This is a genomic window from Streptomyces sp. NPDC043908, assembly GCF_056435525.1.
The window spans coordinates 204,740-220,853 of record NZ_JBWKEI010000011.1 but is presented as its reverse complement, the minus strand read 5'-3'; the positions used below and the strand labels follow the sequence as shown (position 1 = coordinate 220,853).

10 protein-coding genes are annotated in these 16,114 nt (G+C 73.4%); all 10 read left to right on the top strand.

All coding sequences use genetic code 11. The annotated features are described in order from the left end of the window. Nucleotides 1–165 precede the first annotated feature (165 nt). The 10 genes from AC069K_RS24535 to AC069K_RS24490 all read left to right on the top strand — a co-directional run bounded on the left by AC069K_RS24535 (nt 166) and on the right by AC069K_RS24490 (nt 16,110). Nucleotides 166–1,644 (top strand): sugar transferase, encoded by a 1,479-nt coding sequence (locus AC069K_RS24535; protein ID WP_365101783.1) that lies wholly within the window; start codon nt 166–168, stop codon nt 1,642–1,644. A gap of 73 nt (nt 1,645–1,717) precedes the next feature. Then, nucleotides 1,718–3,043, top strand: a complete 1,326-nt coding sequence (locus AC069K_RS24530; protein WP_478619817.1) for a nucleotide sugar dehydrogenase — start codon at nt 1,718–1,720, stop codon at nt 3,041–3,043. Beyond that, a complete protein-coding gene (locus AC069K_RS24525) occupies nt 3,033–4,313 on the top strand; it encodes a glycosyltransferase family 4 protein (RefSeq protein ID WP_478619814.1) in 1,281 nt (426 codons plus the stop codon). The genes AC069K_RS24530 and AC069K_RS24525 overlap by 11 nt, the downstream gene beginning before the upstream one ends. Continuing rightward, nucleotides 4,310–5,674 (top strand): YveK family protein, encoded by a 1,365-nt coding sequence (locus AC069K_RS24520; RefSeq protein WP_478619811.1) that lies wholly within the window; start codon nt 4,310–4,312, stop codon nt 5,672–5,674. Before AC069K_RS24525 ends, AC069K_RS24520 begins: the two co-directional genes overlap by 4 nt. After that, entirely contained in the window at nt 5,671–7,230 is a 1,560-nt protein-coding gene (locus AC069K_RS24515; protein WP_478619808.1) for a Wzz/FepE/Etk N-terminal domain-containing protein, read from the top strand. The genes AC069K_RS24520 and AC069K_RS24515 overlap by 4 nt, the downstream gene beginning before the upstream one ends. A gap of 3 nt (nt 7,231–7,233) precedes the next feature. Beyond that, on the top strand, nt 7,234–9,168 hold the full coding sequence (gene asnB / locus AC069K_RS24510; RefSeq protein ID WP_365101798.1) for an asparagine synthase (glutamine-hydrolyzing): 1,935 nt from the start codon (nt 7,234–7,236) through the stop codon (nt 9,166–9,168). Between the two features lie 16 nt (nt 9,169–9,184). Further along, nucleotides 9,185–11,386 (top strand): bi-domain-containing oxidoreductase, encoded by a 2,202-nt coding sequence (locus AC069K_RS24505; RefSeq protein ID WP_478619805.1) that lies wholly within the window; start codon nt 9,185–9,187, stop codon nt 11,384–11,386. Then, on the top strand, nt 11,383–13,353 hold the full coding sequence (locus tag AC069K_RS24500) for a heparinase II/III family protein (protein ID WP_478619802.1): 1,971 nt from the start codon (nt 11,383–11,385) through the stop codon (nt 13,351–13,353). Before AC069K_RS24505 ends, AC069K_RS24500 begins: the two co-directional genes overlap by 4 nt. Nucleotides 13,354–13,361: 8 nt before the next feature. Further along, nucleotides 13,362–14,891, top strand: a complete 1,530-nt coding sequence (locus tag AC069K_RS24495) for a right-handed parallel beta-helix repeat-containing protein (RefSeq protein ID WP_478619799.1) — start codon at nt 13,362–13,364, stop codon at nt 14,889–14,891. 1 nt (nt 14,892) lies between these two features. Continuing rightward, nucleotides 14,893–16,110 (top strand): O-antigen ligase domain-containing protein, encoded by a 1,218-nt coding sequence (locus AC069K_RS24490; protein ID WP_478619796.1) that lies wholly within the window; start codon nt 14,893–14,895, stop codon nt 16,108–16,110. Nucleotides 16,111–16,114: the final 4 nt, after the last annotated feature.

The window sequence follows — 16,114 nt, the reverse complement described above, 5'->3', positions numbered from 1 at the left end:
GCCGCAGGGTGGGTTTGTCGTTCAACCAGCACTGAATAGCCGGGATGTCATGCGCGGGGGGCGTGGGCCTCCCGTGGGGAGACACAGTGCGGGAGGCGGGGGCCTCCCGGGGGGAGGAACAGTGTTAGGCGAACACGTCCAACCACTGCTGACCTGGGGGGTCCTGTGCGGCAGGGGGGACTAGTCAGACCGTTTCCGCCGGCGCGAAGACCGCTGGCGGACGAGGCGGTCAGCCGGCCGGCGACCGACTGGGAGCAGCGGTACCGCCGTACCGTGATCACCAGCGACACCCTCGCCACCGCCTTCGTGGTGGCGGCGATCGGCGCCTTCTTCGGGGCCCGGGACGCGGCCAACTGGCATGAGAAGTGGGGCATCCTCACCTTCGGCACCGAACTGCTGGTGCTGGGAGCGCTCGCGGTGAGCCGGGCGTGGGCTCCGGGTGTGCTCGGCCAGGGCGCCGAGGAGTTCCGCAGGCTCGGGCGCGCGCTGTTCACGGCGGCCGTCGTCCTGTCGCTCGGCGGGATCGCCCTCACCTCGCGCAACATCAAGCTCTGGATCTTCGTCGCGATCCCCGCGATCGGCGTCGTCACCATGACCGCGCGGTATCTGCTGCGCCTGGGGTTGCACAAGCAGCGCAAGGAAGGGCGGTGTCTGCGACCGGTGCTCGCGGCCGGGAGCCCCGACACCGTACGCGACCTGATCGCCCGGACCCGCAAGTTCCCCCACCTCGGCTGGCGGGTGGACGCGGTGTGCACCACGGACGGTCTCGGCCCCGACGGCGGCCAGTTGGACGGAGTGCCGGTCGTCGGCGAACTGGCGGACGTAGCGGGCCATGTGCGCCGCGACGGCTACCGCGTCGTCGCGGTCACCCCGGATCCGCACTGGTCACCGGACCGGTTGCAGCGCCTCGCCTGGAACCTGGAGGGCAGCGACGCCGAGATGGTCGTGGCCCCCGTGCTGATGGAGGTGGCCGGACCGCGGCTGCACGTCGACGCGGTGCTCGGGATACCGCTGCTGCGGGTCAGCATGCCGACCTTCACCGGCGGCCGGCGGGCGGTCAAGGAAGTCGTCGACCGGCTGGGCGCGGCGCTCCTGCTGCTGGTGTTCGCGCCGCTGATGGTGCTCGTCGGCGTCCTGGTGCTCGCGGACAGCCGCGGCGGGGTGTTCTACCGCCAGCGCCGGGTCGGCAAGGACGGCCGCGAGTTCACCATCCTCAAGTTCCGCACCATGGTGGCCGGGGCCGACCGGGCGCGGGCGGCGCTGGCCGACCGCAACGAGGGCGCCGGCCTGCTGTTCAAGCTCCGCCGCGACCCCCGGGTGACCCGGGTGGGCGCGGTGCTGCGCCGGTACTCGCTCGACGAGCTCCCGCAGCTCTTCAACGTGCTGACCGGATCCATGTCGCTCGTCGGCCCGCGGCCTCCGCTGCCGGAGGAGTCCGCCGCGTACGGCCCGGACATCCGGCGGCGGCTGCTGGTCAAACCCGGGCTCACCGGCCTCTGGCAGATCAGCGGACGCAGTGACCTGCCGTGGGAGGAGGCGGTCCGGCTCGACCTCCGATACGTGGAGGACTGGTCGCTCGCCCTGGACACGGTGATCTTGTGGAAGACCCTGCGTGCGGTGCTCTACGGCCAGGGGGCCTACTGATGCGCGGCGGAGTACGACACGCCGGCGCGCCGACCGCGGGCCGCAGGGGCCCGTGTGGGGGGAGGGACGGGGCATGAGAGTCAGCGTCTTCGGGCTCGGCTACGTGGGCTGTGTGTCGGCCGCGTGCCTGGCCAGTCTGGGGCACGAGGTCATCGGGGTGGACGTCAACCAGGTGAAGGTCGACCTGGTCAACGACGGCAGGGCCCCGGTGGTCGAGGAGCGGATCGGTGAACTCACCGCCGAGGTGGTGCGCAGCGGAGCGCTGCGGGCCACCGCCGACGTCCGCGAGGCGGTCATGGGCAGCGAGGTGTCGCTGGTCTGCGTGGGTACGCCGTCGGAGTCCAACGGCAGCCTGTGCACCACCTACTTGGAACGGGTCACCGAGCAGATCGGCGCCGTGCTGGCCGAGGGGGTCAAGCAGGGGGGCCGGCACACCGTCGTCTTCCGCAGCACGATGCTGCCGGGCACCTGTCTGAACCTGCTCGTGCCCATCCTGGAGAAATACGTCGGCGGCACGGCCGAAGTGGACGTCGGGGTCGCGGTCAACCCGGAGTTCCTGCGCGAGGGCACCAGCGTGCGGGACTTCTTCGACCCGCCCAAGACCGTCATCGGCGAGCTCGACCCGGCCGGCGGCGACACCGTGGCGGCGCTCTACGAGGGCCTGCCCGGCGAGGTGTTCCGGGTGCCGATCCCGACGGCCGAGGCCATCAAGTACGCGGACAACGCCTTCCACGGCCTCAAGATCGGTTTCGCCAACGAGCTGGGCGCGGTGTGCCAGGCGCTGGGCGTGGACTCGCACCAGGTGATGGACGTGTTCCTGGCCGACCGCAAGCTGAACATCAGTCCCGCCTATCTGCGGCCCGGCTTCGCCTTCGGCGGCTCCTGCCTGCCCAAGGACCTGCGCAGCCTGGTCCACGCGGCGCGGCGGGCCGACGTCTCGGTGCCCATCCTCGCCCATGTGCTGCCCTCCAACTCCGACCACCTGCAACGGGCGGTGGACCTGGTCGAGCGCACCGGCAGACGCCGGGTGGGCCTGTTCGGGCTCTCCTTCAAACCCGGCACCGACGACCTGCGCGAGAGCCCGCTCGTCGAGCTGGCGGAGCGGCTCTTCGGCAAGGGGTACGACCTGAAGATCCATGACGCCAACGTCAGCCTCTCCCGGCTGATGGGAGCCAACCGCGAGTACATCGAGACGCGGCTGCCGCACCTCGCGCAACTGCTCGCCGACTCCGTCGAGGAGGTGCTCGCCCATGCCGAGGTGTGCCTGGTCGGGACCAGGGACCCGGCCGTGCTCGCGGCGCTGCCCCACGGCGACGGCCCGATGATCGTCGACCTCGTCCGCCTCCCCGACGCCGAGGCGCGCCGGGCCGAACCGGGGTACGTGGGCCTTGCCTGGTGACATCTCGCGCGACGACCCGGCCGGTGGCGACCGGCCGGGCCGGCGCGCCCTGATCCTGGTGGAGAACCTGTCGGTGCCGTTCGACCGGCGGGTGTGGCAGGAGTGCACGACCCTGCGCGACGCGGGGTGGGAGGTGCACGTCATCTGCCCCCGGGGAAGCAAACGCGACACGGAGGCGGAGGCGGAGATCGACGGCGTGCGGATCCACCGCTACCCGCTGCGCGCGGCGACCGGAGGACCGGCCGGCTATCTGCGGGAGTACGCGACCGCGCTGTGGCACACGGCCCGGCTGGCCCGCAAGGTCGGCCCGGTCGACGTGGTCCACGCCTGCAACCCGCCCGACCTGCTGTTCCTGCCCGCGCTGTGGCTGAAGCGGCGCGGCGCGCGGTTCGTCTTCGACCAGCACGACCTGGTGCCCGAGCTGTACCTCTCCCGGTTCGACCGCGGCGAGGACCTGCTCTACCGGGGGGTGTGCGCGCTGGAGCGGTGGACCTACCGGGCCGCCGACGTGGTGCTCGCCACCAACGAGAGCTACCGGGACGTCGCGGTGCGCCGCGGCGGCCGGCGCCCCGCGGACGTGTTCGTGGTGCGCAGCGCACCCCAGACCGACCGGTTCCAACCGGTGCCGCCCGAACCGGAGCTGAAGCGCGGCAAGCCCCATCTGCTGTGCTACCTCGGGGTCATGGGCCCCCAGGACGGCGTCGACTACGCCCTGCGGGCCCTGGCGAAGCTGCGCGACGAGCTCGGAAGGACCGACTGGCACGCGGTGTTCGTCGGGTCCGGCGACGCCTTCGACGCGATGGTGGAGCTGTCCCGGCGGCTCGGGCTCTTTGACCAGGTGCAGTTCACCGGGCGGGTGCCGGACGCCGATCTGGTGCGCTACCTGTCCACCGCGGACGTGTGCCTCTCCCCCGACCCGCGCAACCCGCTCAACGACGTGTCGACCATGAACAAGGTCCTGGAGTACATGGCGATGGGCCGCCCGATCGTCTCCTTCGACCTGAAGGAGGCGCGGGTCTCCGCCGGTGACGCCGCTCTCTACGCGCCCGCCAACGACGAGGCCGCGTTCGCCGGGCTCATCGCGCTGCTGCTGGACGACCCCGACCGGCGCGCCCGGATGGGCAGGATCGGCCAGGAGCGGATCGGCGGAGAGCTGTCGTGGCGGAACTCGCAGGCCTCGCTGCTCGCCGCCTACGCCGTCGCCTGCGGGCAGCGCACTCCGGCGTCGGCGGACGGGCCCGTACGAACGGCGAGGAGGCCGCGCCATTGAGCGATGACACGATACGCCTGGTCACGATCGGGCGGATGTTCCGCAGGCGCTGGCAGCTGCTCGCCGTCCTCGCGGTGGTGGGCGCGCTCGTCGGCTACGGCAGCGCGGTGTTCTTCCCCCCGCGGTACACGGCGTCGGCGTCGGTGCTGCTGCCCGGGCAGTGGGAGGAGCGCGAACTGCTGACCCAGGCGGAGATCGCGACCAGTTCGGCGGTGGTCGACCGCGCGGCCACCACGCTCGGCTGGCGGGGCGGCGGCACCGGGCTGCGGGACCGGGTGAGCGCCAAGGTCACCGACGGGAACATCATCAAGATCTCGGGTACGGCCGACACGCCGGAGGGCGCGCAGCGGCTCTCCGACCAACTGGCCCAGCAGTTCGTCGCGTTCGCGGCGCGGATCGCGGGCGACGACAGCGACCCCGACGCGGCGGCGGGGCCCGAGGCGCTGCGGCAGAGGGTGGAGAAGACCAACCGCCGCATCAGCGAGCTGGCCAACGCGGCCGACCCGGGGCAGACCGTGGAGAGCGTGCAGGTCCGCACCGAACTGGAGAAGCTGCGCACCGCGCTCCAGGAGGCCATGAAGAAGCTGGACCAGGCCGACCCGGCGACCAGCAAGGCCGGACTGGTCGTGATGGGCCCGGCGGCCCGCCCCACCGGCGAGGCACCGCCGACGAGGACCCAGCTCACCGTCGCCGGGGCGCTGCTGTTCCTCGTGCTCGCGGTCGTCGGCCATCTCGCCGCCGCCCGGGTGAACCGCCGGCTGCGCACCGAGGGGGAGATCGCCGCGGCCCTCGGCTCGACGCTGCTGGGCGCCGTCGACGTACCCCGCGAACGGGCCGCTCCGCCGACTCGGCGCCGTGCCCCGCGGACCTGGATCCGCCGGCTCCTCGGCCTCGACGGCCGGTGGGACATGCCGGATCCGCCGATGTCCGACGACGAGGCCGGCAGACGGACCCGCTACCGGCGGGTGTGCGCCCGTCTGCGGGACCGGCTCCCGGCGCCGCGGCGGCTGCTGGTCGTCGTCCCCGAAGGCGACGAGACCGCCCGCCTGGCGGCCGGGGAGCTCGTCGCCGAGGCCGAGAGCGGTCCGCTGCTGCGGGTGGTGGACGTCTCGGTGTCCCAGCCATTGGTGCCGGACCGCGGCACCGAGTCCGGCGCCCTGGTCGTGGTCGGCGCGGGCGGTTGGACCGCGGAGGACCTCGCCGGTGTCGCCGAGGCGTGCGCGGACGCCGAGCACGAGGTGGTCGGCGTCGTCGTCGCCCGCCCGGTCCGGGCCCGTCCGGCGCGGACCACCACTCCTCCCCCGCGGCCCACCGCCCCGGTGATCCCCGTGGGCGACGACGCGAAGCGGGGTTCGGTGTGACGAACAGGACTTCGCAGGCGCCGGACGCCACCCCGCTCTTCGACCTCCAGTCGCTGGTGGCGGCGGTCCGCAGACGCCGCCGCCTCTGGACGTCCCTGGCGCTGCTGGGGCTGCTGGCCGGCGCGATGATGGCCGTCCTGAGGCCGCCGCCCCCGGCCGCCGTGGCGAAGGTACTGGTCACGCACCAGGCCGACCAGCCCAACGACACCGGAACGCTGATGCGTACCGATGTCGCGCTCCTGGGGACCACCCGGATCGCCGGCAAGGCTCTCCAGGCGCTCAAGTCCCCCGAGAAGCCCGAGGACTTCATGCGGGACTACCGGGGCACCGGCCTCACCAACAACCTGATGCAGATCGACGTGACCGCGTCCAGCGACACGGAGGCGGTGTCCCGGGCCAGGGCGCTGGCCGACGCGTTCGTGGCGGACCACGTCCGGCGGATGCAGGAGGCGGCGAAGGCCGAGGCCAAGGCGCTCCTCGACCAGCGTGACCGGATGCGGGACGAACTCGCCCAGGTCAACAAGGCGATCGGGGACCGGGCGCAGTCGGGCGGGGCGAAGGCGTCGGCCAGTATCGAGACGCTCTACGCCCGCCGGGCCGAACTGAACTCGCGGATCGCCGACTTCGACCAGCGGGCCGCCGAGGCGCGCACCGGCGCACCCCAGCTCGTCGCGGGCACGCAGATCGTGGACGGGCCGCGCGCGGTGCGGCACTCCCTGCCGAAGGCCGCCGTCACCAACGGCGTGGTCGGCCTCGTCCTGGGGCTCGTCCTCGGGCTCGCGGTGGCCGCGGTCGGCTCGGTGGTGGCGGACCGCCCCGTGCTGCGCCGCGAGATCGCGGCGAACCTGGGAGCCTCGGTCGTCGCGGAGCTGCACCGCACCCCCCGGGGGCCGGCGTGGCTGTGGCGGCGCGGCAGGCGCCGGGCGGCACACCGACGGCTCGCCGCGACCCTGGCCCGTACCGTGCGCGGCTGCGCGGAACCGGTGTCGCTGCTGGAACTGGGCTGTGCGCGCACCACGGGCGCGATCGCCCTGGACGTCGCCCGGGCGCTGGCGGCCGACGAGCCCGTGGTCGTCGTCGACGGCCTGCCGGGCCAGGAGCTGGCCAACGGCCGCCGGGAGCCGGGCGATCCGAGCGTGGTCGGCGGCGGGGACGCCGTGGCCGTGCCGCACCACGGACACCGGCTCGGCGTCGGCTCGGTGGCGCCCGGCACGGCGTGGACCGACCTCCAGTACCTCGGCACGCAGACCGTGCTCGTCGTACGGGCCGGGCACGGCAGCGCCGCGTGGCTGCACACGGTGGCCCGGCAGCTCGCGGACCAGCGGATCGTGGTCATCGGTGTGGTGCTGATCGACCCCGATCCGCGCGACCGGACCGACGGCACGCTGTGGGACGGGCCGCACACCGCGCTGCGCGGTCAGAACGAACGGCCGGCCCGGCGGAACGGCGGGGGCACCTCCCACGCCGTTCAGGCAGTGGGGGAGGGCCGGCGGGGGACGGAGCGGCTGCCGATGTGGGCGGCGCGGGTCCCGGACAGCGACCAGGAGGCGCGGTAGGACATGTGTGGCATCGCAGGCACATACCGGTGGCCGGACGGGAAGGCCGTCACCGACCGGCTCACCGACGTCCTCGCCCACCGCGGCCCGGACGGGGCGGGCCGCTACGGCCATCCCCTCGGCGACGGCGACGTGCAGCTGGGGCACCGCCGACTGGCCATCATCGACCTGTCCGGGACCGGCGCCCAGCCGATGGTCTCGGACGGCCTGGCCCTGACGTACAACGGCGAGCTGTACAACGCGCCCGAACTCCGTACCCAACTGGCCGCCGCCGGGGTGCGCTTCCGCGGCACCTCCGACACCGAGGTCCTGCTGGAGGCCTGGCGGCGCTGGGGCACGGACTGCCTGCCCCGGCTGCGCGGCATGTTCGCGTTCGCGGTCTTCGACGAGCGGACCGGTGAGCTGGTGCTCGCCCGCGACCAGCTCGGCGTCAAACCGCTGTTCCTGCTCCGGCGCGGTACGGGTCTGGTGTTCGCCTCCGAACTCAAGGCGCTCGCCGCGGTGACCGGCGGATCACTGGAGGTGGACCACGCGGCGCTGGTGGCCTCGCTGCTGTACTACTGGGTGCCCGACTCGCGCTGCGCGCTGCGCGGGGCGGAGAAACTGCCGCCGGGGAGCTGGCTGCGGTGCCGTGCCGACGGCCGGGTGGACCGGGGAACGTTCTGGAGCCTGAGGGAGGTCGCCGCCGAGGGCCGGGAGCGGGCACGCGCCGGTGAGCGGCCCGATCTGGCCGCCGTCGTCGAGGAGTCGACGCGCCGGCACCTGCTCTCCGACGTGCCCGTGGCGACCTTCCTCTCCGGCGGGCTCGACTCCAGCTATCTGACCGCGCTGGCCGCCCGCCACCGGCCCGGGATCTCCGCCTACACGATCGGGTTCCGCGCCGAGGACGCCAGGTTCGAGGCGATGCCGGACGACCTGCGCTACGCCCGTCAGGTGGCCGGGCGGTTCGGGGTCGACCTGCACGAGATCGAGATCGCGCCGAACGTGCTCGACCTGCTGCCGGAGATGACCTACCACCTGGACGAGCCGATCGGCGACCCCGCCGCGATCAACACCTTCCTGATCTGCTCGGCCGCCCGGGAGGCCGGGGTGAAGGTGATGCTCTCGGGGATGGGCGCGGACGAGCTGTTCGCCGGGTACCGCAAGCACCTGGCCAATCTGCTCGCGCTGCGCTACCAGCGCGTTCCGCGTCCCCTGCGGCGCGGGGTGTCCGCGGCCGTGGACCGGCTGCCGGTCGCCACGGCCCGCCGGGGCTACCGCTCGGTGCGGTTCGCCAAGCGGTTCCTCTCCTTCGCGGAGCTGCCGGAGGAGACCGCGTTCCGGCGCAGCTACACCATGTACGACCAGGAGGAGCTGCTCGCCCTGGTCGACCCGGATCTGGCCGGGACGGTCGACGACGTCCTGACCGAGCACGCCGACGTCTACCAGGACAACGACCTCGACGACTTCGTCAACCGCATGTGCCTGGCTGACGCCCGGATGTTCCTGCCGGGCCTCAACCTCGCGTACACGGACCGCTCCAGCATGGCCGCGTCGACCGAGGTGCGGGTGCCGTACGTGGACGTGGAGGTGGTCAGGGCGGCGTTCGCGGTGCCCGGCGACCGCAAGATCACCGGACGGCAGGGCAAGGCCGTCCTGAAGGAGGCCGCCCTCTCGGTCCTGCCCCGGGAGATCGTCTACCGGCCCAAGGGCCTGTTCAGCGCCCCGCTGCGGGCCTGGATGAGCCGGGACCTGGCACCGCTGGTGCGCGAGGTGGTCAACGACGGCGAGCTGGTCCGCTCCGGGTTCCTGCGCCGTGACGCGCTGGCGCGGATGGTCGCCGAGGACGCTTCCGGGCAGCGGGACTTCTCCAAACATCTCTGGCATGTGCTGACCCTCGAGTACTGGTATCGCGGCGCGACCTCCGGGTCCGGCGAGAACACGCGCCTGTCGGCGTAGAAGCAAGGGGACTTCGGTGAAACAGGTTGTGCAGAACTACAAGAGCGGCGAGCTGGCGGTGCTCGACGTGCCGGTGCCGGGGTGCAAGCCGGGCGGGGTGCTGGTCCGCAGCGCCTACTCGCTGATATCCACCGGGACCGAGCTCATGAAGGTGTCCGAGGCCGGTATGTCGATGCTGGGCAAGGCCCGCTCCCGGCCGGACCAGGTGGCCAAGGTCATGCAGAGCGTGGCCACCAACGGGGTGCCCGCCACCTACCGCAAGGTGATGGGCAAGCTGGACTCGTACACACCGCTGGGCTACTCGCTGTGCGGGGTGGTCGAGCAGGTCGGAGCCGGGACCGACGACGTGGCGGTCGGTGACGTGGTGGCCTGCGCGGGCAACGAGCACGCGCTGCACGCCGAGCTGAACTGGGTGCCGAAGAACCTCTACGCGCGGGTGCCGGACGGTCTCGCGCCGCGGCACGCGGCCTTCGGCACCGTCGGGTCGATCGCGTTGCAGGGCGTGCGCCGCGGTGAGCCGCAGCTCGGCGAGGTGGCGCTGGTGATCGGCCTCGGCCTGATCGGGCAGCTGGTGGCGCAGCTCCTGACCGCCTCCGGAGTCCGTGTCGTGGGGGCCGACCCCGACCCGGCGCGCTGCGAGCTGGCCGAGCGCCTGGGCGCCGCGGCCTGCGGCGATCCCGCGTCCGCGGCCGTGGAGAGCGCCGTCGCCGAACTCACCGGCGGGCACGGCGTGGACCAGGTGTACCTGGCGGCGGGCGGGGGCAGCAACCAGCCCGTCGAGCTGGCCGCCCGGCTCTGCCGGGACCGCGGGCGGGTCGTCGACATCGGCAAGTGCCGTCTGGACCTGCCGTGGAACGCGTACTACGAGAAGGAGCTGGACGTCCGGTTCTCCCGGAGCTACGGCCCCGGGCGCTACGACCCGGAGTACGAGCTGGAGGGCCGGGACTACCCGATCGGGTATGTGCGCTGGACCGAGCGCCGCAACCTGGCGTGCTTCCTCGATCTCGCCGCCCGTGGCCGCGTCGACGTGGAGCCCCTGGTCTCGCACGTCGCCGCCTTCGACGACGCCGTCGAGACGTATCAGCGCCTGAAGGACGGCGATCTGAAGGCCGTGGCGGTGCTGTTCCGGTACCCCGGGCAGCCGGCGGAGGCGCGGGCGGAGGCCCCGGCGGTGTCCGTGCCCGTGCCCGCGGTGAAGCGGTCCGGCGGCGGGTCGTCCTCCCCGTCCCGGGGCGCGGGGACGCCGGTGCGGCTGGCGTTCGTCGGCGCGGGCAACTACGCCACGTCGATGCTGCTGCCGCACCTGGCGGGGCGCGAGGGCGTCGAGTTGTCGACCGTGGTCACCACGACGGCGCTCTCCGCGGCCAACGCCCGGCGGAAGTTCGGCTTCGCCGCGGCGACCACGGATCTGGACGCCGTGCTCGGCGACAAGTCCGTCGACGCGGTGTTCGTCGTCACCCGGCACAGCTCGCACGCCGAACTGACCCGGAAGGCGCTGCTGGCCGGCAAGAGCGTGTTCGTGGAGAAACCCCTGGCGCTCACCGAGGAGGAGCTGGCCGGGGTGCTGGCGGCGGTGGAGGAGTCCGGCAACGACCGGCTCCAGGTGGGCTTCAACCGCCGCTTCGCGCCGCTGCTCCAGGAGGCCGGGAAGCGGTTCGGCGCCCGCACCGGGCCCGCGAACCTGCGCTACCTGGTCAACGCGGGCCGGTTGCAGCAGGGCAGTTGGTACCTCCAGCAGGGCGCCGAGGGCTCGCGGTTCGCGGGCGAGGGCGGGCACTTCATCGACACGGCGAGCTGGCTGCTGGGGGCCGACCCGGTGTCGGTGTACGCGGTCGCCGCGTCCGGCAACGAGGACCTCCAGGTCGTGCTGCGCTACCCGGACGGGTCCACCGCCACCCTCAGCTACGTCACCTCCGGCGCGCCCGACTTCCCCAAGGAGACGCTGGACCTGGTGGCGGACGGCAAGGTGCTGCGGCTCGACGACTTCGTGCGCGCCTCCGTGTACGACGGCCGCCGCAGGCGGTGGGTCAGTTCGCGGCTGCCGAAGGCACGGGACAAGGGCCAGTCCGCGCAACTGGCCGCGTTCGTGCGGGCGGTGCGGACCGGCGGGCCCATGCCGGTGTCCCTGGAGTCGCTGGCCGCCACCACGGCGGCCACCCTCGCCGTACGGTCCGGCCTCGCCGCCGGTACGCCGGTGACCCTGACGGGGGCGCGATGACGGTGCGCTCGGGGAGTGCCGGCTGGTATCTGCGGCGGCTGTCCCGGATGGGGCCGCGTGAGGTCGGCGGCCGGGTGGGCGACACGGTCCGCAGACGGCGGTGGCGGTCGGCGCCGCCCTCCTGCCCGGACGTGTCCGGTGCCCGGTTCACCGCGGTGCTGCCCGCGGGGGCGCTCGCCGCGGTGCCGCCGGACGCCGCGCGACGGCTCGTCGCCGAGGCGGACCGCCTGATGGCCGGGCGCGTCACGTACTTCGGGGTGGAACGCGACGACCTGACCGACCCGGACTGGTCCCACGACCCCAGGACCGGGCGCCGGGCCCCCGCCGGCTACGCCTTCGACGTGCCGTACCGCGACGAGGACGCGGTCGGGGACATCAAGCAGATCTGGGAGCTGTCGCGGCACCAGTACCTGACGGTGCTGGCCGCCGCCTACGCGATCACCGGGGACGAGCGGTACGCCGAGCGCGTGGCCGCGCATCTGCGGTCCTGGTGGGAGGCCAACCCCCCGCTGCGCTCGGTGCACTGGACCAGCGGCATCGAGCTGGGCATCCGGCTGCTGTCGTGGGTGTGGGTGCGGCGACTGCTCGACGGCTGGGCGGGCGCGGCCGCGCTCTTCGAGTCCAACCCGGTGGCGCGCGAGCAGGTCTGGCACCACCAGCGCTGGCTGGCCGCCTTCCCCAGCCGGGGCTCCTCGGCGAACAACCACGTCATCGCCGAGGCGGCCGGGCAGTTCGCGGCGGCCTGCGCGTTCGGGTGGTTCCCCGCCTCGGCGCGCTGGCGGGCCGACGCGCTGCGGCTCCTGGAGCGGCAGCTGCGCGCCAACACCTTCCTCTCCGGTCTCAACCGCGAGCTGGCCACCGAGTACCACGGGCTGGTGCTGGAGCTCGGCCTGGCCGCGGTGGCCGAGGCGGACGCCGCCAACGTGCCGGTCCCCGCGACGGTCCGGGTGGTGCTGCTGCGGATGACCGACGCGCTCGCGGCCGTCGTGGACAACCGGCTGCGTCCGCCGCGCCAGGGCGACGCGGACGACGGCCACGGTCTGGTCCTGGACGGCGCGGGCACCGACCGCTGGGCCTCGCTCCTCGCCACCGGGGACGCCGTGTTCGGCCGGCTCGCCTGGTGGCCGGAGGTGACCGGCGGCGATGTGCGCACCCCGCTGCTGGCCGCGCTTCTCCGGCCGTACGCGAAGGTGGCGAGCGCACCGGCCGTGTCCCGCCCGGCGAGCAGGCCCGGCCACTTCGCCGACGCGGGGCTCACCATCCTGCGCGGCCCGGGGGAGATCTGGTGCCGCTGCGACGGCGGCCCGCACGGCTTCCTGTCCATCGCCGCCCACGCCCACGCGGACGCGCTGTCCGTGGAGGTCCGGCACGACGGCGTCGACGTGCTGGCCGACCCGGGGACGTACTGCTACCACGGGCAGCCCGAGTGGCGGCGGTACTTCCGGTCGACCCTCGGCCACAACACCCTGGGTCTGGACGGTGGCGACCAGTCCGTCTCCGGCGGCCCGTTCCTGTGGACCCGGCACGCCCGCAGCCGCGTCCTGGCCGCGGACACCTCCGAGGGGGGTGTGGCCCTGTGGTGCGCCGAGCACGACGGCTACCGGCCCTCCACGCACCGGCGCCGGGTGGAGCTGACCGCCGCGAGCGGCGAACTGCGGGTGGTGGACGAGGTGCGCGGCGGCCCCCGCCGGAACGTGCGGCTGGCCTTCCACCTCGGCCCGGCGATCACCGCGGAGCTGGTGGGCGACCGGGCCCGGCTCACCTGGACCCGGGACGGCGAGGACCGCTCGGCCGTGCTCGACCTGCCCGGGGAGCTGTCCTGGCGGGCGCACCGCGGCGAGAGCGATCCCCCGCTGGGCTGGTACTCCCCCGGCTTCGGGCGCAAGGAACCCGCCACCACGCTGGTCGGCACGGGCTCCGCCGACGGCGCGCGGGGGTTCACCACCGTACTCAGGTTCCACGGCTAGGGGGCAGCGTGGGATCCACGAGGCGGTACGGGGTGTGGGTGGCGGCGTCGGCGGCGGCCCTGCTGGTGACGGGCTGTGTGAGCAAGCCGGGCGGACCGGCGCCGGAGCCGACGGGCCGGTCCGCCACGTCCGCCGCCCGGCCCGTGGCCCGGGTGTGCGCCGCGCCCCCGGCCGGCCCGGCGACCGCGCCCGCGGGCGCGGTGACGGTCGACCCCGCGGTCGTCGGTGATCTGGCGGCGAAGACCCGCAACAGCCCCCCGGGCACCACGTTCTGGCTGCGGCCGGGCCGGCACCGGCTCGAACCGGACCGGTACGCCCAGGTGCTCCCCAAGGAGGGGGACCACTACCTCGGCGCGCCCGGCGCGGTGCTCGACGGCCGCAAGACCAACCAGTACGCGTTCGGCGGCCCCGCCCGGGACGTCTCCCTGCGCCATCTGACCGTCGAGGGTTTCGTCGCGCCGCAGAACGAGGGCGTGGTCAACCACGACTCGGCCGACGGGTGGGTGGTGGAGCACACGACGATCCAGCACAACTCGGGCGCCGGGCTGATGGCCGGTGCCCGCCAGCAGGTACGCGCCAGTTGTCTGCGCGGCAACGGCCAGTACGGAATGAACGCGTACAAGGACGGCGCCCGGCTCGGCGGTCTGGTGGTCGAGGGCAACGAGATCGCGGGCAACAACACCGACGACTGGGAGCGGCGCCGGCCGGGCTGCGGCTGCACGGGAGGCGTGAAGTTCTGGGCCGTCAACGGCGCCGACGTGCGCGGCAACTGGGTGCACGACAACCGCGGGACCGGGCTGTGGGCGGACACCAACAACAACGACTTCCGCATCGAGGGCAACGTCCTGGAGGCCAACGACGGTGCCGCGCTGATCTACGAGACCAGCTACAACGCGGTCATCCGGAACAACTCGTTCCTGCGGAACAACTGGGTGGAGGGCCGCAAGTACGTCGAGCGCGGCGACACCTTCCCGTTCGCGACGGTCTACCTGTCCGAGTCGGGCGGCGAACCGCGGATCCACGCCCGTACGGACAAGATCGAGATCGCCGGGAACGTCCTGGAGAACAACTGGTCCGGGATCACCCTGTGGGAGAACGCCGACCGGTTCTGCAACAGCCCCGCCAACACCTCCTCCGGCGACTGCACGCTGCTGGTGCCGCACTCCGACCGCTGTGCGCGCCCGGCGATCGCCGACGCGCCGCTCTACGCCGACTGCCGGTGGAAGACCCAGCGGGTGGACATCCACAACAACCGCTTCCTGCTGGACACCTCGGTCGTCGACTGCACGGTGAAGTGCGACCGCATGGCGGTACTGGCCAACTACGGCACCTACCCCGACTGGTCGCCCTACCAGGGCGAGCAGGTGGCCGAGGCGATCACTCTCAAGCAGCGCAACCGCTGGCACGACAACGTCTACGTCGGACCGTGGAAGTTCGTCGCCCACGACCCGAGCCGGGTGCTGGACTCCGGACAGTGGCAGGCCCCGCCGTACCAGCAGGACGCGGGCAGCACCTTCCGTATGCGGGACGGTGGTTGAGATGGAGACCGACCACACGCCGAAGCTCGTCGGCACGGTCTGGGGGCTGCTGATCCTCAACACGCTCGGCTCCGCGGGCGCGAAGACCATCGTCCCGCTGCCGCGCTCCCTCATCCAGCTGGTCACCATGGGCGCGCTGGTCGCCGCGTTCGCGCTGGCGCTCGCCCTCAACCTCCGACTGCGCGTCCGGCCCAGCGCCTTCCTGTTCCTGCTCACCCTGCTGCTGGTGCCGAGCGTGATCTCCAGCGCGCATCTGGAGTCCGGGTTCGGCGCGCTGTTCCGGTGCGCCCGGCTGGCGCTCTTCGTCGCCACGCTGTGGCTGCTCGGCCGCTGGTGGGACGGGGGTGTGACGTTCGTACGGCATCACATCCGGATGTACTTCGCGGTGCTCGGGTCGGTGGCCGCCGGTCTGGTCGTCTCCCCCGGCGCGGCCCTGCCCGGCCTCTACGGCGGACGTCTGGTCGGCGCGGTGTGGCCGCTCACCCCGCCGCAGATCGGCCAGTACGCCGCGGTGATCATCGGGCTCACCGTGCTGCTCCTGATGGGCCGCCGGACCGACCGGACCAGCGCGGCGGTCGTCATCGTGCCGTCCCTGGTCCTGCTGGCGCTGACCCACACCCGGACGGCCACGCTCGGCCTGTTCATCGGGCTGACGCTGGCGATCGGCTCGCTCGTCCTGACCAGCGCCGCGGCCCGCCGGTTCTTCACCTGGGCGGTGCTGTGCGCCGTGGTGGCCGCGGCGGCGCTCGGCCCGGTGCTCCAGGCGTGGTTCCTGCGCGGCCAGAGCAAGGAGAACTTCTCCAGCCTCACCGGCCGGGCCAAGGTGTGGGACGCGCTCCTGTCGGCGCCCCGGTCGACGTCGGAGAAGGTGTTCGGCGTGGGCCTGGGCGACAAGTCGTTCGGCGGGCTGCCGATCGACAACAGCTGGCTGGCCGTCTACAACGAGCAGGGGCTGATCGGCATCACCCTCGTCGCGGCCGTCATCCTCGTGCTCGGCGGCGTCGCGCTGCTGCGGCCGCCGTCGTTGCAGCGGGCCTGCGCGATCTTCCTGATCAGCTACTGCGCGATCGCCTCGTACACCGAGGCGGGCCTGGGCGACGCCTCGCCGTATCTGCTGCATCTGGCCCTGGCCGCCTCGCTCCTCGCCGCGCCCGCGTCCCTCCCGGCGCCCGCGATTCCCCGACGACCTGTCCCGCGCTGGGCCCGGGACCGGAGGTGACCCC